Source organism: Mesorhizobium sp. WSM3879 (genome assembly GCF_002294915.1).
GTDB lineage: Bacteria > Pseudomonadota > Alphaproteobacteria > Rhizobiales > Rhizobiaceae > Mesorhizobium.
The window spans coordinates 42,596-60,563 of sequence record NZ_NSFZ01000005.1 but is presented as its reverse complement, the minus strand read 5'-3'; the positions used below and the strand labels follow the sequence as shown (position 1 = coordinate 60,563).

18 protein-coding genes are annotated in these 17,968 nt (G+C 64.2%); 17 read left to right on the top strand and 1 reads right to left on the bottom strand.

Annotated elements, in window-relative coordinates; translation table 11 throughout:
• Positions 1-34: 34 nt before the first annotated feature.
• The 13 genes from tsaB (at position 35) to CK218_RS13230 (ending at position 11,836) form a co-directional block, all read left to right on the top strand.
• Positions 35-763: a tRNA (adenosine(37)-N6)-threonylcarbamoyltransferase complex dimerization subunit type 1 TsaB gene (tsaB, locus tag CK218_RS13290; protein ID WP_067324508.1), complete on the top strand. Its 729-nt coding sequence runs from the start codon at positions 35-37 to the stop codon at positions 761-763.
• Positions 763-1,257, top strand: coding sequence for a ribosomal protein S18-alanine N-acetyltransferase (gene rimI, locus CK218_RS13285; RefSeq protein ID WP_095777510.1), 495 nt, complete (start codon positions 763-765; stop codon positions 1,255-1,257). The genes tsaB and rimI overlap by 1 nt, the downstream gene beginning before the upstream one ends.
• A gap of 27 nt (positions 1,258-1,284) precedes the next feature.
• Positions 1,285-2,097, top strand: a complete 813-nt coding sequence (locus tag CK218_RS13280; protein WP_095828023.1) for a lysophospholipid acyltransferase family protein — start codon at positions 1,285-1,287, stop codon at positions 2,095-2,097.
• 74 nt (positions 2,098-2,171) lie between these two features.
• Positions 2,172-3,581 carry a tRNA (N6-isopentenyl adenosine(37)-C2)-methylthiotransferase MiaB gene (gene miaB, locus CK218_RS13275; protein WP_095828022.1) on the top strand — a complete coding sequence of 470 codons (1,410 nt, stop codon included), beginning with the start codon at positions 2,172-2,174 and terminating at the stop codon, positions 3,579-3,581.
• Between the two features lie 137 nt (positions 3,582-3,718).
• Positions 3,719-4,711, top strand: coding sequence for a PhoH family protein (locus tag CK218_RS13270; RefSeq protein WP_245299624.1), 993 nt, complete (start codon positions 3,719-3,721; stop codon positions 4,709-4,711).
• A 10-nt stretch (positions 4,712-4,721) separates the two neighbouring features.
• Entirely contained in the window at positions 4,722-5,219 is a 498-nt protein-coding gene (ybeY, locus tag CK218_RS13265; protein WP_066996319.1) for an rRNA maturation RNase YbeY, read from the top strand.
• 27 nt (positions 5,220-5,246) lie between these two features.
• On the top strand, positions 5,247-6,323 hold the full coding sequence (locus CK218_RS13260) for a hemolysin family protein (protein ID WP_066996489.1): 1,077 nt from the start codon (positions 5,247-5,249) through the stop codon (positions 6,321-6,323).
• 200 nt (positions 6,324-6,523) lie between these two features.
• Positions 6,524-8,113 (top strand): apolipoprotein N-acyltransferase, encoded by a 1,590-nt coding sequence (gene lnt / locus CK218_RS13255; protein WP_095828021.1) that lies wholly within the window; start codon positions 6,524-6,526, stop codon positions 8,111-8,113.
• A 140-nt stretch (positions 8,114-8,253) separates the two neighbouring features.
• Positions 8,254-8,676 (top strand): helix-turn-helix transcriptional regulator, encoded by a 423-nt coding sequence (locus CK218_RS13250; RefSeq protein ID WP_066996325.1) that lies wholly within the window; start codon positions 8,254-8,256, stop codon positions 8,674-8,676.
• Between the two features lie 167 nt (positions 8,677-8,843).
• A complete protein-coding gene (gene metK, locus CK218_RS13245) occupies positions 8,844-10,121 on the top strand; it encodes a methionine adenosyltransferase (protein ID WP_066996328.1) in 1,278 nt (425 codons plus the stop codon).
• A 20-nt stretch (positions 10,122-10,141) separates the two neighbouring features.
• Complete coding sequence (locus tag CK218_RS13240; RefSeq protein WP_095777506.1) at positions 10,142-10,843, top strand: tRNA (guanosine(46)-N(7))-methyltransferase TrmB; 702 nt, start codon at positions 10,142-10,144, stop codon at positions 10,841-10,843.
• 180 nt (positions 10,844-11,023) lie between these two features.
• Positions 11,024-11,323: a DUF1778 domain-containing protein gene (locus CK218_RS13235; RefSeq protein WP_066996334.1), complete on the top strand. Its 300-nt coding sequence runs from the start codon at positions 11,024-11,026 to the stop codon at positions 11,321-11,323.
• Positions 11,324-11,326: 3 nt separating this feature from the next.
• Positions 11,327-11,836: a GNAT family N-acetyltransferase gene (locus CK218_RS13230; protein WP_095828020.1), complete on the top strand. Its 510-nt coding sequence runs from the start codon at positions 11,327-11,329 to the stop codon at positions 11,834-11,836.
• A gap of 101 nt (positions 11,837-11,937) precedes the next feature.
• On the opposite strand, the gene CK218_RS13225 is transcribed toward CK218_RS13230, so the two are convergent.
• Positions 11,938-12,153 carry a hypothetical protein gene (locus CK218_RS13225; RefSeq protein WP_066996340.1) on the bottom strand — a complete coding sequence of 72 codons (216 nt, stop codon included), beginning with the start codon at positions 12,151-12,153 and terminating at the stop codon, positions 11,938-11,940.
• Positions 12,154-12,385: 232 nt separating this feature from the next.
• Here CK218_RS13225 and rimP point away from each other — a divergent pair, with 232 nt between their 5' ends.
• From rimP to infB, 4 genes are read left to right on the top strand one after another with little or no spacing between them, the layout of a single operon-like run.
• Positions 12,386-13,021 (top strand): ribosome maturation factor RimP, encoded by a 636-nt coding sequence (rimP, locus tag CK218_RS13220; RefSeq protein WP_095777503.1) that lies wholly within the window; start codon positions 12,386-12,388, stop codon positions 13,019-13,021.
• Positions 13,022-13,066: 45 nt separating this feature from the next.
• Positions 13,067-14,659 carry a transcription termination factor NusA gene (gene nusA / locus CK218_RS13215; RefSeq protein ID WP_066996346.1) on the top strand — a complete coding sequence of 531 codons (1,593 nt, stop codon included), beginning with the start codon at positions 13,067-13,069 and terminating at the stop codon, positions 14,657-14,659.
• Positions 14,660-14,691: 32 nt separating this feature from the next.
• Positions 14,692-15,342, top strand: coding sequence for an RNA-binding protein (locus CK218_RS13210; RefSeq protein ID WP_082980511.1), 651 nt, complete (start codon positions 14,692-14,694; stop codon positions 15,340-15,342).
• Complete coding sequence (gene infB / locus CK218_RS13205) at positions 15,339-17,906, top strand: translation initiation factor IF-2 (RefSeq protein WP_095828019.1); 2,568 nt, start codon at positions 15,339-15,341, stop codon at positions 17,904-17,906. The genes CK218_RS13210 and infB overlap by 4 nt, the downstream gene beginning before the upstream one ends.
• Positions 17,907-17,968 lie beyond the last annotated feature (62 nt).

Genomic DNA, 17,968 nt, shown 5'->3' with positions numbered 1-17,968 from the left:
GAATGTGTTTTGATCCAGTTGGTTAACCGGCCCTATGAAGCTGCTCGCCATCGACTGCGCCGCCAATCTCTGCGCCGCCTGCGTACACGACGCTGACGCTGGCATCGAGCTTGGCCGCCAGGTGCTCGACCTCGGCAAAGGGCATGCCGAGCATCTGATGGCCGTCATCGAGGCGGCATTGAAGGCCAGCGGGATCGGCTACCAAGGCTTGGACGCTGTAGCCGTCTCGATCGGCCCCGGTTCTTTCACTGGCCTGCGCGTCGGCGTCTCGACCGCGCGCGGCTTGGCCCTGGCGCTGAAGATCCCGGCCATCGGCGTGACGACGCTGGAAGCGTTGGCGGCGGAGGCCGCGAATGCCTTTCCCGGCCGCGCCGTGCTGGCGGCGCTCGACGCCGGCCGCGAGGAACTCCATGCGGCACTTTTCGATGAAGCGTTAGTTCTGACTTACGGACCAATGGTGGCCACGCTTTCCCAAGCGACCGGAATGGCAGTCGATGCGAAAGCGGTCCTCACCGGCACCGCCGCGCCGCTGATCGCGGCGAGCGGACATGGTTTCGACACCGGGCCGGCCGTTGCCACAGCCGACATAGCGACCTATGCCCGACTGGCCGCCGCGAAAGGGCCAGGCGCAAAGCCGAAGCCGCTCTATCTGCGCGGCGCCGACGCCAAGCCGCAGGCCGGTTTCATTCTGCCAAGGCGGAGCCATGAATCCGGGAAGCCGGGTTCTGGAGAAGATCATGCACCAAAGGGAAAAAAATCCTGATGCGCATACCTTTCTTTCAGCCGCGCCGCAGGGATTATGCGCTGGAGCCGCTGACGGTGGCCGACAGCGCCGCCGTTGCGGTGCTGCATCGCGAGGATTTCGTTCGCCCCTGGACCGATGGCGAGTTCGCGGCACTGCTCGAACAGGACACCGTGTTCGGTTACGCCGCGCGCGAGACCGGGCAGGGTGCGAAGCCGCCGGTCGGTTTCGTGCTGGCGCGGCTCGCGGCAGGCGAGGGCGAGATCCTTACGGTCGCGGTGGCTCGCGCCCATCGGCGCCAGGGGCTTGGCTGGCAATTGATCGATGCGGTGCTGCGCGAATTGCATGCGCAGCGCGCCGAGGCGCTGTTCCTCGAGGTCGACGAGACCAATACGCCGGCCATCGCGCTCTATCGCCGGCTCGGCTTCCGTCAGGTCGGCCAGCGTCCGAACTACTACCGGTCGACCGAGCACGGCCCGACCGGCGCGCTTGTCATGCGCCGCGATCTTCGCTAGCCAGACCGTGGGATAGGGCCGGAGCGAATGATCAAGAAATTGCGGATTTTCCTGGCGTTCGGCCTCGTCGCCGCCGGCACGCTGGTGCTGGCGCCGCTGCAGCTCCTGTCGATGAAGACGAGGCTTTGGCCGGAGACGGTCGTCCTCAAAATCTGGCACAGCATGATCCTCAAGGCGCTGGGCATGCGCGTGCACGTCAAAGGCGCGCTCTCGAAAGAGCGCCCCTTGCTCATCGCTGCCAACCACATCTCCTGGACCGACATCATGGTGCTCGGCTCCTTTGTCGATGTGAAGTTCATCGCCAGGGCCGACATGGAAGGCTGGCCGATGATCGGCATGCTGTCCAAGCTGCAGCGCACCGTCTTCATCGAGCGCGAGCGCAAACGCACCTCCGGCGACCAGGCGAGCGAGATCGCCAGACGCATGGCCAAGGGCGATGCCATGGTGCTGTTCGCCGAGGGGTCGACCGGCGATGGCAATCTGGTGCTGCCGTTCAAGAGCACCTTGTTCGGCGCCGCCTCGATGGCGATTTCGGAAGGGGCGGCGGACCAGGTCTTCATCCAGCCGGTGGCGATCGCCTATACGCGCCTGCATGGCGTGCCGATGGGCCGCCGTCACCGGCCGATCGCCGCCTGGATCGGCGACCAGGACCTGATACCGCATTTGAAGGGTTTGCTTGCCGAGGGCTCGCTCGATGCCGAAGTGCATTTCGGTGATCCGGTGCCCTTCTCCAAGGGTTCTAACCGCAAGGAAACGGCAAGATTGATGGAAGCGAGAGTGCGCGAGATGATGCAGGCTGCGCTCGCCGAGCCGCGTCCCAGTCGTCAGCGCATAGCTTGAAAAACCGACGCGCGGCGCCGTATCCTGCCGGAATTGGCTGTTTTTTGTCGCGGAAAGGCGTTAGAAGCCGCCCGATGGAATTGAACACGATTGAAAGTCACGACATCGGCACCGCGCCCGAGCGCGAGCCGGTGCATGCCCGGGCGGCGAAAAAGGTCTTCGTCAAGACTTATGGCTGCCAGATGAATGTCTACGATTCCCAGCGTATGACCGATGCGCTGGCGGCCGACGGCTATGTCGCCACCGACGCCGTCGAAGACGCCGATCTGGTGCTGCTCAACACCTGCCACATCCGCGAGAAGGCAGCCGAAAAGGTCTATTCGGAGCTTGGCCGCATCCGCGACATGAAGGCCGAGCGCGCCGAGGCCGGCCGTGAGCTGCTGATCGGCGTCGCCGGCTGCGTGGCGCAGGCCGAAGGGGCGGAAATCATACGCCGTGCGCCGGCCGTCGATCTCGTCATCGGCCCGCAGACCTATCACCGGCTGCCCGACGTGCTGGCGAGGGTGCGCGGCGGCGAGAAGATCGTCGAGACCGACTACGCCATTGAGGACAAATTCGAGCATCTGCCGCAGCCGAAGCGCGCCGAGCTGGCAAAGCGCGGCGTCACCGCTTTCCTTACCGTTCAGGAGGGCTGCGACAAGTTCTGCACCTTCTGCGTCGTGCCCTATACGCGCGGCTCCGAAGTCTCGCGGCCGGTGGCCCAGATCGTCGCCGAGGCCGAGCGCCTCGCCGAGGCTGGCGTGCGCGAGGTGACGCTGCTCGGTCAGAACGTCAACGCCTGGCACGGCGAGGGCGAAAACGGCGAGGAATGGGGCCTCGGCCGCCTGCTCTTCCGCCTGGCGAAAATTCCCGGCCTGGCGCGGCTGCGCTACACCACCAGCCATCCGCGCGACATGGATGATGAATTGATCGCCGCGCACCGTGACCTGCCGGCCTTGATGCCCTATCTGCATTTACCAGTGCAGTCTGGCTCCGACCGGATACTGAAGGCGATGAACCGCAGGCATACGGCACGCGATTATCTGGCCCTCATCGATCGCATCCGCGCCGCGCGCGGCGATATCGCCATGGCCGGCGACTTCATCGTCGGTTTCCCCGCCGAGACGGAAGCGGATTTCGAGGCAACGCTCGAACTGGTGCGCGAGGTGAATTACGCTTCGGCCTTCACGTTCAAATATTCGCCGCGTCCCGGCACGCCGGGCGCCGAGATGGACGGCCATGTGTCGGAAGCCGTGAAGGACGAGCGGCTGCAGCGCCTGCAGGCGCTGGTCAACGAGCAGCAGAAGGCATTCATCGCCAGCCTGGTCGGCCGCACCGTCAGCACGCTGATCGAGAAGCCCGGCCGCCATGCCGGTCAGATCGTCGGCCGCTCGCCCTGGCTGCAGCCTGTTATTGTTGACGACAAGGCCGGCGGAATCGGTGACATTATCGACGTACGAATCACGAAGACAGGTCCCAACAGCCTGTTCGCCGAGTTGGCCTGATGCATGTCGCCCAAAAAGTGCTCGCGGTTTCGGGACAACGACATGCATAGCCACAAGCCTCGGCAGATGAGGAGAGACGGTTGAGCGCTGCTGAACTGAAGAATCCGCCCCAGAACCAGGCATCCGGGGCCTCCGACATGGCGCACATCGTACTGACCTTCGACAACAACAAGCTTGCCAGCGCCCTATACGGCCAGTTCGACGAGAATCTGGCCCGTCTCGAGCAGAAGCTCGGCGTCGATATCCGTTCGCGCGGTAACCAGCTTGCGATCAAGGGCACAGCTTCGGCCGCCGAGCAGGCGCGCCGCGCGCTCGACACGCTCTACGGCATTCTGCAGAAGGGTGTCGATATCGGCCAGTCCGACGTCGACGGCGCCGTGCGCATGGCGATCGCCGCCGACGACCAGCTGACGCTGCCCACCATGGAGCGCAAGGGCAAGGTTTCGGCCGCCCAGATCGCCACGCGCAAGCGCACGATCTATGCCCGCTCGCTCAACCAGGACGCCTATATGCGCGCGCTGGAGCGCTCCGAAATGGTCTTCGGCATCGGCCCGGCCGGCACCGGCAAGACCTATCTGGCGGTGGCCCATGCGGCGATGCTGCTCGAGCGCGGCATGGTCGAGCGCATCGTGCTGTCGCGCCCGGCGGTCGAGGCCGGCGAGCGGCTCGGCTTCCTGCCCGGTGACATGAAGGAGAAGGTCGACCCCTATCTGCGGCCCCTCTACGACGCGCTATACGACATGATGCCGGCCGACAAGGTCGAGCGGGCGATCGCCGCCGAGGTTATCGAGATCGCGCCTTTAGCCTTCATGCGCGGCCGCACGCTGGCGCATGCCGCGGTGATCCTCGACGAGGCGCAGAACACCACGCCGATGCAGATGAAGATGTTCCTCACCCGTCTCGGCGAGAACTCGCGCATGATCGTCACCGGCGATCCGACCCAGATCGACCTGCCGCCCAACACCAAGTCGGGCCTGGTCGAGGCGCTGCGCATCCTCGACGGCGTGCCGGGCATAGTCACGGTCCGCTTCAACGAGGGCGATGTCGTGCGCCATCCGCTGGTTGCCGAGATCGTCAAGGCCTATGACCGGGACGGCAAGTTCGCCAGGGGCCTCGGCGCCGAGAGCTGATCCAAGCCCCATGGCTGAAAATCCGGGATCCAGCGGCAAGACGCCGGTCGACATCGATATTTTCGTCGAGGCCGGCGACTGGCCCCCTGAGGCCGAGCTGGCGCACCTGGTCGATCAGGCCGTCGCTGCCGCCTTTGCCGAAACCGGCGCGAGCGGCGCTTCGGAGCTCAGCGTCGTTTTTTCCGACGACGCCCATATCCGCACTCTCAACGCCGAATGGCGCGGCAAAGACAAGCCGACCAACGTACTGTCTTTCCCGGCTTTTTCCGTTCCGAAAGGCGCCGAGTTGCCGCCGATGCTGGGCGACATCGTGCTTGCTTCCGAGACCGTTGCGCGTGAGGCCGCACTGGAAGACAAGCCGCTGGCGAACCATATCACCCATCTCGTCATCCATGGCCTGCTGCATCTTCTGGGCCATGATCACGAGACCGACGCCGAGGCCGAGGAGATGGAAGCGATCGAGCGCGCGGCGCTTGCGAGGCTTGCCATTCCCGATCCCTACGCGTAACAAAAAAGACCAATTGACCTGATGGCGATGAACGACAAACCAGAAACTGCCGCCCGTCCGGACGCCGGCAGTGCGGCCAAGCCTTCCGAAAAATCGGAAGAGGGCTCCAGTCCGAGTATTCCGACCGGCAGCGTGGCCGCCGAGCCTCCGCATGCCGGTCCTTCTCTCTTCGATCGCGTGCTAGGCCTGTTCAGGCACCGCAACGGCACCAACCTGCGCGAGGAGATCGCCGACGCGCTGGCCGAGACGGCCACCGATGCCGAATCCTTCTCGCCCGGCGAACGTGCGATGCTCAACAACATCCTGCGGCTGCGCGAAGTGCGCGTCGAGGACGTCATGGTGCCGCGTGCCGATATCGAGGCGGTCGAGATCACCACCTCGCTTGGCGATCTGCTTGGCCTCTTCGAACAGTCCGGTCATTCCCGCATGCCGGTCTATTCCGAAACGCTCGACGATCCGCGCGGCATGGTCCACATACGCGACGTTCTTGCCCACATTACCAAGGTCGCCCGCGTCAAGAAGGGCCGGGCGAACAGGAAGACCCAGGCGCCGACGATCCTCGATCTGGCCCAGGTCGATCTCGCCCGCACCATCGGCGATCTCGACCTGATCCGTCCGGTGCTGTTCGTGCCGCCATCGATGCTTGCTTCCGACCTGATGGGGCGCATGCAGACGACGCGGACCCAGATGGCGCTGGTCATCGACGAATATGGCGGCACCGACGGCCTCGCCTCGCTGGAAGACATCGTCGAGATGGTGGTCGGCGACATCGAGGACGAGCACGACGACGACGAGCCGATGATCACCCGGATCGGAGACGGCGTGTTCGTGGTCGACGGCAAGGCCGAGATCGACGAGGTCGCCAAGATGATCGGCGAGGATTTCGCCGCCGGCGAGCACGGCGAATATGTCGACACCATCGGCGGCATGATCTTCAACACGCTCGGCCGGGTTCCGGCCCGTGGCGAAGTGGTGCAGGCCATACCGGGCTTCGAATTCCACGTGCTCGACGCCGATCCGCGCCGCGTCAAGCGGGTGCGCATCGTGCAGAGCCCGAAGGGCGAACGGCAGCGCCGCCGCGCGGCGCGCACCGAGCAGGCCTGATATTCGCTCATGCCGATCGATGACCACACAGACCGTGCGCATTGTGCCCAAAGAGGAGGCCGAGCGACTGAGCGGCCTCAGCATTGAAGGGTGGCACCGTTAGCGCGACCGTGAATTTGGTTGCGCTCACTCATGTTTGGAGCATCCGGCTCGGCCTGTTAAATCTCTGGCTGCCTGATTCGCGCGACTTGGAAAGTTGAATGCAGCGCTTTGCCGGCCGGATAATTCTGCTGTGGGGGTGGCGGCGGTCGCTGGTAGCGTTTGTCGCGGGAGCGCTCGCGGTTCTCGCCCAGGCACCTTACGATTTCTTCGCCGTCTGTTTCGTCTCGTTTCCGGTGCTTGTCTGGCTGCTCGACGGCGCCACCGGTGAAGCCTCCGACGGCTGGCTGCGTCGCCTTCGCCCGGCTTTCGCCATCGGATGGTGGTTCGGCTTCGGCTATTTCCTCGCCGGCCTCTGGTGGATCGGCCAGGCCCTTCTTGTCGAGGCCGACAGCTTCGCCTGGGCGCTGCCCTTCGCCGTCGTCGGCATCCCCTTTGGGCTCGCCTTCTTCTATGGTTTCGCGACGCTCGTGGCGCGGCTTTGCTGGAGCAGTGATATCGGCCGCATCGCCGCACTTGCCTTCGGCTTCGGCCTTGCGGAATGGCTGCGCGATTTCCTGTTCACCGGCTTTCCCTGGAATGCCGTCGGCTATGCCGCAATGCCGGTGCCCCTCCTGATGCAAAGCGTGTCGGTGACGGGCATGATCGGCATGAACGCGCTCGCCGTTTTTGTCTTTTCCCTGCCGGCGCTTGTCGCGGCGCGCCGGCATCTCAGGCTGGGCTTGGCCTTGTTCGTCGCTCTCGTTGCCGCTCACGTCGGCTTCGGCTATTTCAGGCTTGCCATCCCAGCCCCGCCGGCCACCCGCTCGATCGACGTGCGCATCGTTCAGCCCGCCGTCGACCTCACCGAGAAATGGGATGCCTCGGTGCGCGACCGCATCTTCGCCACGCTGATGGGGATTTCGGCGAAGGCACCGGAGCAAGGCCATGCCAAGCCGCAACTGATCCTGTGGCCGGAAACGTCCGTGCCGTTCCTGTTCACGGAGCGTCCGGACGCGCTGACGGCCTTGGGCGATATGCTGGGCGACGGCCAGATGCTGATCGCCGGCGTGGTGCGCGAGGAGGGTGGCGCAGGCAATGCCGGCAGCCGTTATTACAACTCCGTGGTGGCGATCAACGACAAGGGCGAGATCGTCGATGCTGTCGACAAGGTGCATCTGGTGCCGTTCGGCGAATATCTGCCTTTTGCCGGCCTGTTCGAGCGTTTCGGCATAGGTCAGCTCGTTGCCGGACCGATGAATTTCGCCGCCGGCAACGAACGCCATCCGATCGCGGTGCCGAACGGCCTGCGCGCCGTTCCGTTTATCTGTTACGAGGTCATCTTTCCTGACCTCGTTGCCATCGATGCAGCGTCATCCGAGCTTATTGTGAACGTCACCAACGACGCCTGGTTTGGCGACACGCCAGGCCCCTACCAGCACTTCAGGCAGGCGCAGATTCGTGCGGTGGAGAATGGAGTGCCTTTGTTGCGTGCGGCCAACAACGGCATCTCCGCCGTTGTCGATTCGCGTGGGCGCATCGTCGATGCCCTGGCGGTCGATGCGCGCGGCGCCATCGACGCCCATGTGCCGGTTTCCGGGCGCGCCCTGCTAACCGCCGATCAGCGGCGAATTAACGGATTGCTGATCATGTTGCTGTTTGCCCTCGCGGCCTTCACATTGAATGTAAGGCAGCGGCTACGGGTGAATTGACAGTCGGCACATTAGAAACTCATACTGTAACGCCTAAAATTTTCTCGAAGTCGGTTGGAGGGGTCTGTTGGGGCAGGTGGCTCCGGTTTCGTTTGGGCGGCAAAAATAGAAAAAAGCCGGAAAAATTCGGCGAGGAAAAAATGACAGAAGAGAACAAGAAGAAGCCGAATCCGATCGACATTCATGTCGGCAGTCGTATTCGGCTGCGTCGCAATATGCTTGGAATGAGCCAGGAAAAGCTGGGTGAAAATCTCGGCATCACGTTTCAGCAGATACAGAAGTACGAAAAGGGGACCAACAGGGTCGGCGCCAGCCGCCTGCAGGCAATCGCCTCCATCCTGAGCGTCCCTGTCGCCTTCTTCTTCGAGGACGCCCCGGGTCAGGAGGCCGTCGCCGGCAATCGGGGATTTGCCGAGGATGCCTCGATGACTTTCGCGATCGAATTCTGCGGCAGCCCGGAAGGGCTTCAGCTCAATCGTGCCTTCGTCAAGATTCCCGACGTCAAGGTGCGGCGCCGGATTATCGATCTTGTGAAGTCCCTTTCGCCGGACGACGCCGAGTGAATCCAGGCTCATGTCGCCGGCGGTGCCCTGCCGCCGGTGGCACAAGTTGATTGTGCCGATAGTCATGCCAGATCTGTCGCGCCGCTTGACGAGCGGCGCCCGGCACCGCTAACACGTGGCGCGCCAAAATCGGCAGCCTTGCCGATCCTTTTCAAGAGGGGACACCCGTGACGCGGCAGAACTATCTCTTCACCTCGGAATCCGTCTCCGAAGGCCATCCCGACAAAGTGTGTGACCGTATCTCCGACGAGATCGTCGATCTCGTCTATCGCGAGGCCAGGAAGACGGGCATGGACCCGTGGAAGGTGCGCGTTGCCTGCGAGACGCTGGCCACCACCAACCGCGTCGTCATCGCCGGCGAGGTCAGGGTTCCCGAGACGCTGCTGAAGAAGGACAAGGCAGGCAACATCCTCAAGGATGCGGCGGGCCACCCGGTCGTCAATCCGACCAAGTTCAAATCGGTCGCCCGCAAGGCCATCCGTGAGATCGGCTACGAGCAAGCCGGCTTCCACTGGAGGACGGCCAAGATCGAGGTGCTGCTGCACGGGCAGTCGCCGGACATTGGCCAGGGCGTCGACAATGCCGCCGACCGCCAGGGCGAGGAAGGCGCCGGCGACCAGGGCATCATGTTCGGCTATGCTTGCCGCGAGACGCCGGACCTGATGCCGGCGCCGATCTACTACAGTCACAAGATCCTCGAATTGCTTGCCGCCGCGCGCCACGAAGGCAACGGCGAGGCCGCCAAGCTCGGCCCGGACGCCAAGAGTCAGGTCACCGTGCGCTATGCCAACGGCAAGGCGGCGGAAGTGACGCAGATCGTGCTTTCCACCCAGCACCTCGACTCGAGCTGGGATTCGAAGAAGGTCCGCAATGTCGTCGAGCCTTACGTCCGCGAGGCGCTTGGCGAACTCAAGGTCGCCGACGACTGCAACTGGTACATCAACCCGACCGGCAAGTTCGTGATCGGCGGGCCCGACGGCGATGCCGGCCTGACCGGCCGCAAGATCATCGTCGATACCTATGGCGGTGCGGCGCCCCATGGCGGCGGCGCCTTCTCCGGCAAGGACACCACGAAGGTCGACCGTTCGGCTGCCTATGCGGCGCGCTATCTCGCCAAGAACGTGGTAGCGGCCAAGCTCGCCGACCGCTGCACCATCCAGCTTTCCTACGCCATCGGCGTCGCCCAGCCGCTGTCGGTCTATGTTGACCTGCACGGCACCGGCAGGGTCGACGAGGCCAGGCTCGAGGAGGCGCTGCGCAAGGTGATGGATCTCTCGCCTTCCGGCATCCGCCGTCATCTCGACCTCAACAAGCCGATCTACGCGAAAACCTCGTCCTATGGCCATTTCGGCCGCAAGGCCGGCCGCGACGGTTCCTTCTCCTGGGAGAAGACGGACCTTGCCAAGGCGCTCAAGGACGCGGTTGCCGATGCGATTGCCGCCTGACGGCGTCGCCAGACCTGTTCATGGAGCCAACCGACAGGCCAAGCCGCGCGACCGAAGGATTTTTCGGCCGCCGGCACGGCAAGACCATTCGTCCGCAGCAGGCCGAGGCGCTTGAACGTGGCTTGCGCGCCTATCGCCTCGACCTGACGGCGGAGACACCCGCGGACCTTGGAACGCTGTTCAAGGCGGAGGTTTCAGCCTGTCGGCTCGAGATCGGCTTCGGCGGCGGCGAACATCTTCTGCATCGCGCGACGGAGGCTCCGGCGACCGGTTTCATCGGCGTCGAGCCCTTCGTCAACGGCATGGCCAAGATGATGACGGCGCTCGACAAGCGCCCGCTCGCCAATCTGAAAGTCTATGACGACGACGCCACGCGTCTGCTCGACTGGCTGCCGCCAGCCTCGCTCGACGGCATCGACCTGCTCTATCCCGATCCCTGGCCGAAGAAGAAGCACTGGAAGCGGCGCTTTGTCAGCCCCGCCAATCTCGACCGGTTCGCCCGGGTGCTGAAGCCGGGCGGGAGATTCCGCTTCGCCTCCGATATCGACAGCTATGTGAACTGGACGCTGCTCGCCTGCAGCGCCAATGGCAGTTTCGCCTGGCAGGCAAACGAGGCTGCCGACTGGCACACGCCCTATGAGGGCTGGCCCGGCACCCGCTACGAGGCGAAGGCCCTTCGCGCGGGAAGGCGGCCCGCCTATCTGACCTTTATCCGGAAGTAGGCCGACCGAGCACTAACTTCCCAGGAACCGGTAACCAGCCGCTCAGCAGCGGGCGATCGCTTGCAAAGTGGTCTTCCCGGTCGCAGAGAACCCGGCTTGCGGCCGGCCTGGGATGATTCATGTATTGCAGTTCGCGCTACATGCTGCCATATTAGCCATATAAACGGCAGGGAGATAATTATGGCCGCCACGGTGGAACGTAAGGAATACCCGATCTCGATGCGCCTGCCGGAGGCGGACGTGGCGATCATTGATCGTGCCGCCGCTCTCCGCGGCCGGTCCCGCACGGATTTCGTGCGCGATGCTGCCGTGCGCGCGGCCGAAGATGTGTTGATGGACAGCCGCCTTATCCGCATGAGCCCGGAAGGCTTCGCGGAGTTTATGGAGGTTCTGTCAGCCCCGGTCGCTCCGGTTCCCGACATGGTGGAATTGGCAAAGCGGCCCGCGCCCTGGGAAGCCGGTTACGCAGCAAAGCGCTAGGCCGTGGCCTTATCGGCTCCCGAACCGCTTGGCGCAGCTCACGACGTTTCCGGGTTTTCCTGCGGGAAACCTACACTTGATCACTGGCTGAAAACGCGCGCGCTCTCCAATCAGGAGAAAGGCTTCACGGCCGTTCTCGTTGTCCACGAGGCCGGCCGAGTGGTCGGATATTATGGCTTGGCGCCGACGGCTGTGGTGCCGTCGATCTTGCCCCGGTCGATCCGCACAGGGCAACCGCCCGATCCGGTGCCCTGTCTTCTCCTTGGCCAGCTTGCGACCGATACAGAATGGGCTGGGCGCGGTGTCGGCACTGGCTTGCTGAAGCACGCGCTTCAGCGCTGCGTTCAGGCTGCAGATCTGATTGGAGGACGTGCGCTCATGGTCAATGCAATCGACGGGGAGGCGGCGCAATTCTGGCAAAGACGGGGATTTCTGCCGACGAAGGACGATCCGCTTGTCTTGTTCCGTTCGATTGCTGCAATCGCTGCGTCGCTCGTAGAAGCCCAGAAGTAGGGGCGAGGGCTGCCTCTCGAAGAAGCCGCGACCGCCAACGAATTCTGCGCCTCGAGGCTTAAGCTCGTACTCAGTTATTGTCCGTTTCTTCCGTGGGCGGCCTAAAAGCGGCCGAGCTTGTCGAAAGCGGCCGGGTCGATGCCGAGTTTCTTCAGGTCGCTGCGACGCGGCTTGCGGTTCGCCTCGACGGCCCGCGATGCGGCAGCCGCGCTGCCGAACGTGCCAAGAAAATCGCCAATCACAAAAAACAATCCACGGTCCATGACAAATACCTTCGCGCGCCAGTGCGCGCGACCTTTCTTTCTGCACTGCAGCATAGATGGGTGCCGGCAGGCGAAGATTACAGAGGCGCCGGCGCATAGCCGCCATGCTCGGCACGCAACGCTGCTACCCCCCGGGGCTTGTCCGATGCATCGTCAGGCTTGAAACGCCGGGCGGGATCGTTTATATCAGCCTCAAATTCTTGGTCGGTATGACGAAGAGTGGGTCCACCCGGTCCCGCTCTTTTTTGTTACCTGCCGGCCGGAGCGACAAGGCGACAGGAAACTTATGACCGCAGCGGCAAGCGAGGCCGACGACCGTATCATCCGCGAAAGCGGTATCGATGCGCGCATTGCGCTGATCATACAGCCGGTGCTGAAGGCCATCGGCTTCCGCCTCGTGCGGGTGCAACTGACCGGCCAGAACGGGCTGACGCTGCAAATCATGGCCGAGCGCGACGACGGCACCATGACCGTCGAGGATTGCGAAGAGGTCAGCCGCGCGGTTTCGCCTGCGCTCGATGTCGAAGATCCGATCGAAAAGGCGTATCATCTCGAAGTCTCGTCGCCGGGCATCGACCGGCCGCTGGTGCGCAAATCGGATTTCACCACCTGGACCGGCCATCTGGTCAAGATGGAGACGTCGGTCCTCATCGGCGACCGCAAGCGCTTCAAAGGCAAGATCGCCGAGGCGGACTCCGACGGCATTTTGCTGGAGCGCGACAAGGCGGCCTATGGCGAAGAGCCGACGGTACGCGTGCCCTATGACGCGATTGCCGAGGCGCGCCTGGTGCTGACCGACGATCTTATCCGCGAGGCCCTGTCGAAGGACAACAGGGCCCGCAAGGAAGCAAAAAAACGCCGGGGCGAAGCGGAAGAAGATGCAATCGCCGGCGAAGAAAACGAAACCGAACAGGAAAGTTGATCGAGCTTCAGGGCCGATGCCCGGAGCGAAGTCGGGAGAAAGACAATGGTTGTAAGCGCCAACAGGCTCGAACTGCTGCAGATCGCCGATGCGGTCGCGCGTGAAAAGTCGATCGATAAGCAGATCGTCATCGCCGCGATGGCCGATGCGATCCAGAAGGCGGCGCGTTCGCGTTATGGGCAGGAAACCAATATCCGTGCCGACATCAATCCCAATACGGGCGAGATGAAGCTGCAGCGGCTGATGGAAGTGGTCGAGAAGGTCGAGGATTACGCGACGCAGATCGCCCTTTCCACGGCGCGCGAGCGCAATCCCGACGCCCAACTCGGCGACTTCATCGCCGAACAGCTGCCGCCGATGGATTTCGGCCGCATCGCCGCGCAGTCGGCCAAGCAGGTCATCGTCCAGAAGGTGCGCGAGGCCGAGCGCGATCGTCAGTATGACGAGTACAAGGACCGTATTGGCGAGATCGTCAACGGCACCGTCAAACGCGTCGAATATGGCAATGTCATCGTCGACCTCGGCCGCGGCGAGGCGATCATCCGCCGCGACGAGCTGATCCCGCGTGAGAACTACAAATATGGCGACCGCGTCCGCGCCTACGTCTACGACGTGCGCCGCGAGCAGCGCGGCCCGCAAATCTTCCTGTCGCGCACGCATCCGCAGTTCATGGCCAAGCTCTTCACCATGGAAGTGCCGGAGATCTACGACGGCATCATCGAGATCAAGTCGGTTGCCCGCGATCCGGGCTCGCGCGCCAAGATCGCCGTCATCTCGCGGGATTCCTCCATCGATCCGGTCGGCGCCTGCGTCGGCATGCGCGGCAGCCGCGTCCAGGCGGTGGTTGGCGAATTGCAGGGCGAGAAGATCGACATCATTCCGTGGTCGCCTTCGGCCGCTTCCTTCATCGTCAACGCGCTGCAGCCGGCGGAAGTCGCCAAGGTAGTGCTCGACGAGGATGCCGAGCGCATCGAGGTGGTCGTGCCGGACGACCAGCTGTCGCTGGCCATCGGCCGCCGCGGCCAGAATGTTCGTCTTGCCTCGCAGCTCACCGGCTGGGACATCGATATCCTGACCGAGCAGGAAGAGAGCGAGCGCCGCCAGAAGGAATTCGTCGAGCGTTCGGCCCTCTTCATGGAAGCCCTCGATGTCGACGAGATGGTCGGCCAGGTGCTTGCCTCGGAAGGCTTCACCAGCGTCGAGGAAGTCGCCTATGTCGATTCTGGCGAAATCTCCTCGATCGACGGCTTCGACGAGGACACCGCTTCGGAAATCCAGTCGCGCGCCCGCGAATATCTGGAGAAGATCGAGGCCGAGCACGACGAGAAGCGCAAGGCGCTCGGCGTCGAGGACGAGCTGCGCGAGATCCCCGGCATCACCACGGCCATGATGGTGACCCTCGGCGAGGACGGCGTGAAGACGATCGAGGACTTCGCCGGCTATGCCGCCGACGACCTGATCGGCTGGAAGGAACGCAAGGACGGCGAGACCAAGGTCTATCCCGGTGTGCTCGCCGATCACGGCGTCTCGCGCGCCGATGCCGAGCAGATGGTGCTGACCGCTCGCAAGAAGGCCGGCTGGATTTCCGAGGAAGAACTGGCCGCTGAGGAAGCGGCCGGTGAAACCGTCGGTGCGTGAGGTGACCACCAATCGCAAAACCCGTGGACGACATGAACGATCGCACTTGCATCGTCACGCGCAGGCAGGCCGAAGCGGATGAACTGATCCGCTTCGTCGTCGGCCCGGATTCGGCCGTCGTTCCGGACATCAAGCGAAATCTGCCCGGCCGCGGTTGCTGGGTCACCGCCGATCGCCTACATATCGACAAGGCAGCGGCGAAGAACCTGTTTGCCCGCGCTTTCAAGGCGCAGGTCACCGTTCCAGCCGAACTCGGCGACATGGTCGACGGGCTGCTTTCCAGATCCGCCCTGGGCATGTTGGGTCTTGCTCGCAAGGCCGGAGCGGTCGTACTGGGCGCCGCCAAGGTAGAGGCTGCCGTGCGCGACGGGCAGGCGCTCTTCGTGCTGCACGCGAAGGAAGCCTCGGACGACGGCGTGCGCAAGATCAGTCAGGCGCGGCGGGCAACCGTTCATCTCGGCGGCCCCGCTACACCGGCCTACAAACTTTTCCCCGAAGCCGAGTTGAGCTTGGCATTGGGGGGTACAAATGTGATACATGCTGCCGTCCTCGCGCAGGATGCGGGTAAGGCGGTTGAGAAGCGCATGGTTGCGCTCGACCGTTATCGGGGCGGAACCCCGGACGATTTGGCAATGCTTGCGGCCGTTGCTGACGATGATGATGCCGCAGAGGATATGGAATGAGCGATACGAAATCGGGCGACGACAAGACGTTGAGCGTTACGCCGAAGAAGACCTTGACGCTGAAGCGCCCTGGCCTCGAGCAGGGCACCGTGCGCCAGAATTTCTCGCACGGACGCACCAAGTCGGTCGTGGTCGAGACCAAGAAGCGCAAGTTTTCGCTGCCCGGCGACAAGCCGGAGCCGGTGGCGCCGTCCGTCTTCACCCCGAAGCCCGCAGCCGCGGCACCCGCGCCTGCCGTGCCGGAAGCGCCGAAGGCGCCGCCGCAGCCGGAACGCTCCGGAATGGTGCTGAACGAGTTGTCGCGCGGCGAGATGGAAGCGCGCCGCAGGGCGCTCGAAGGCTCCAAGGCGCGTGAGATCGAGGATCGTCAGCGCGCCCAGGAAGAGGCCAAGCGCCGCGCCGAGGAGGAAGAGCGCCGCAAGCGCGAGCGTGAGGAGTCCGCCCGCCGTCAGGCCGAGGAAGAGGCGCGTCTGCAAACCGAGGCCGAGTCCCGCCGCCGCGCCGAGGAAGAAGCGCGCCGCCGCGCCCCGCAAGCCGCCGAGCTGGCCACGGCCGACGAGGAAGAGGAGGTCAAGCCGCGGCGCCCTGGTGGTGCCGGCGCCGGAGCGCCTGTGCGCCGTCTGGCCACGCCGGAAGTCGCGCGGCCGGCCAAGCCGACCAAGGGCGAGGAAGACCGTCGCCGCGGCAAGCTGACGCTGAACACCGCGCTGTCGGATGAAGATGCGCGCGGACGCTCGCTGTCGTCGATGCGCCGCCGCCAGGAAAAATTCAAGCGCGCGATGCACAACGAGCCGCGCGAGAAAGTCATGCGCGAAGTGATCCTGCCCGAAACCATCACCATCCAGGAACTGGCGCAGCGCATGTCCGAGCGCGCCGTGGACGTGGTCAAGTTCTTCATGAAGCAGGGCCAGATCTTGAAGCCGGGCGACGTCATCGACGCCGACACGGCCGAGCTGGTCGCTTCCGAATTCGGCCATACGGTCCGCCGCGTCGCCGAGTCCGACATCGAGGAAGGCCTGTTCAACATCGCCGACCGCCCGGAAGACCTGGTGTCGCGTCCGCCCGTGGTGACCATCATGGGCCATGTCGACCACGGCAAGACCTCGCTGCTCGACGCCATCCGCAACGCCAATGTCGTCTCCGGCGAGGCCGGCGGCATCACCCAGCATATCGGCGCCTACCAGATCGAGAAGAACGGTCAGAAGATCACCTTCATCGACACGCCCGGCCACGCCGCCTTCACGGCGATGCGCGCTCGCGGCGCCCAGGTGACCGACATCGCCGTGCTGGTGGTGGCGGCCGACGACAGCGTCATGCCGCAGACGATCGAATCGATCAATCACGCCAAGGCGGCCGGCGTGCCGATCATCGTGGCGATCAACAAGATCGACAAGCGCGACGCCGACCCGCAGAAGGTGCGCACTGAACTGCTGCGCCACGAAGTGTTCGTGGAATCGATGGGCGGTGAGGTGCTGGACGTCGAGGTTTCGGCGACCAAGGGCACCAATCTCGATAAGCTGCTGGAAGCGATTCTGCTGCAGGCCGAAGTCCTCGACCTCAAGGCCAATCCCGACCGCACCGCCGAAGGCGCGGTCATCGAGGCGCAGCTGGACAAGGGCCGCGGTCCGGTCGCCACCGTGCTGGTGCAGACCGGCACGCTGATGCCCGGCGACATCATCGTCGCCGGCAACGAATGGGGCCGTGTCCGCGCGCTGGTCAACGATCGCGGCGAGCATGTGCCGGAAGCGCCGCCGGCAATGCCGGTCGAGGTGCTCGGCCTCCAGGGCACGCCGCAGGCAGGCGATCGCTTCGCGGTCGTCAACAACGAGGCGCGTGCGCGTGAGATCACCGAGTATCGCCAGCGCCTGGCGCGCGAGAAGGCGGTGGCCAAGCATGCCGGCCAGCGCGGCTCGCTCGAGCAGATGATGTCGCAGTTGCAGGCGAGCGGGCTGAAGGAGTTTCCGCTGGTCATCAAGGGCGACGTGCAGGGCTCGATCGAAGCGATCAACGCTGCGCTCGAAAAGCTCGGCAACGACGAGGTCAGGGTACGGATCGTCCATTCGGGTGCCGGCGGCATCACAGAAACCGACGTCTCGCTTGCCGAGACCTCGGGCGCTGCGATCATCGGCTTCAACGTCCGCGCCAATGCGCAGGCGCGCACGGCTGCTGCCGCTGCCGGCATCGAGATCCGCTACTATTCGATCATCTACAACCTCGTCGATGACGTTAAGGCAGCTCTTTCCGGCATGCTCTCGCCCGAGCGGCGCGAGACCTTCATCGGCAATGCCGAAATCCTCGAGATCTTCGACATCTCGAAGGTCGGCAAGATCGCCGGCTGCCGCGTCACCGAAGGCAAGGTCGAGCGTGGCGCGGGCGTGCGCCTGATCCGCGACAACGTCGTCGTCCACGAAGGCACGCTGAAGACGCTGAAGCGCTTCAAGGACGAGGTTTCGGAAGTGCCGGGCGGTCAGGAATGCGGCATGGCCTTCCAGAACTACGAGGACATGCGCGTCGGCGACGTCATCGAGTGCTTCCGCGTCGAGATGGTGAGCCGGACGCTCTAATTTCGGATATACTTGCCGGAATTCACCGGGCGGCGGCCGCAAGGCTGCCGCCCGAGATCCTT

Coding starts and splice junctions, on each gene's coding strand:
- CK218_RS13260 (WP_066996489.1), top strand. CDS start 5,247: ATGAACGACAAACCAGAAACTGCCGCCCGTCCGGACGCCGGCAGTGCG.
- CK218_RS13210 (WP_082980511.1), top strand. CDS start 14,692: ATGAACGATCGCACTTGCATCGTCACGCGCAGGCAGGCCGAAGCGGAT.
- tsaB (WP_067324508.1), top strand. CDS start 35: ATGAAGCTGCTCGCCATCGACTGCGCCGCCAATCTCTGCGCCGCCTGC.
- ybeY (WP_066996319.1), top strand. CDS start 4,722: ATGGCTGAAAATCCGGGATCCAGCGGCAAGACGCCGGTCGACATCGAT.
- CK218_RS13235 (WP_066996334.1), top strand. CDS start 11,024: ATGGCCGCCACGGTGGAACGTAAGGAATACCCGATCTCGATGCGCCTG.
- CK218_RS13225 (WP_066996340.1), bottom strand. CDS start 12,153: ATGCTGCAGTGCAGAAAGAAAGGTCGCGCGCACTGGCGCGCGAAGGTA.
- miaB (WP_095828022.1), top strand. CDS start 2,172: ATGGAATTGAACACGATTGAAAGTCACGACATCGGCACCGCGCCCGAG.
- CK218_RS13250 (WP_066996325.1), top strand. CDS start 8,254: ATGACAGAAGAGAACAAGAAGAAGCCGAATCCGATCGACATTCATGTC.
- rimP (WP_095777503.1), top strand. CDS start 12,386: ATGACCGCAGCGGCAAGCGAGGCCGACGACCGTATCATCCGCGAAAGC.
- CK218_RS13270 (WP_245299624.1), top strand. CDS start 3,719: ATGGCGCACATCGTACTGACCTTCGACAACAACAAGCTTGCCAGCGCC.
- rimI (WP_095777510.1), top strand. CDS start 763: ATGCGCATACCTTTCTTTCAGCCGCGCCGCAGGGATTATGCGCTGGAG.
- infB (WP_095828019.1), top strand. CDS start 15,339: ATGAGCGATACGAAATCGGGCGACGACAAGACGTTGAGCGTTACGCCG.
- nusA (WP_066996346.1), top strand. CDS start 13,067: ATGGTTGTAAGCGCCAACAGGCTCGAACTGCTGCAGATCGCCGATGCG.
- CK218_RS13280 (WP_095828023.1), top strand. CDS start 1,285: ATGATCAAGAAATTGCGGATTTTCCTGGCGTTCGGCCTCGTCGCCGCC.
- CK218_RS13240 (WP_095777506.1), top strand. CDS start 10,142: ATGGAGCCAACCGACAGGCCAAGCCGCGCGACCGAAGGATTTTTCGGC.
- lnt (WP_095828021.1), top strand. CDS start 6,524: ATGCAGCGCTTTGCCGGCCGGATAATTCTGCTGTGGGGGTGGCGGCGG.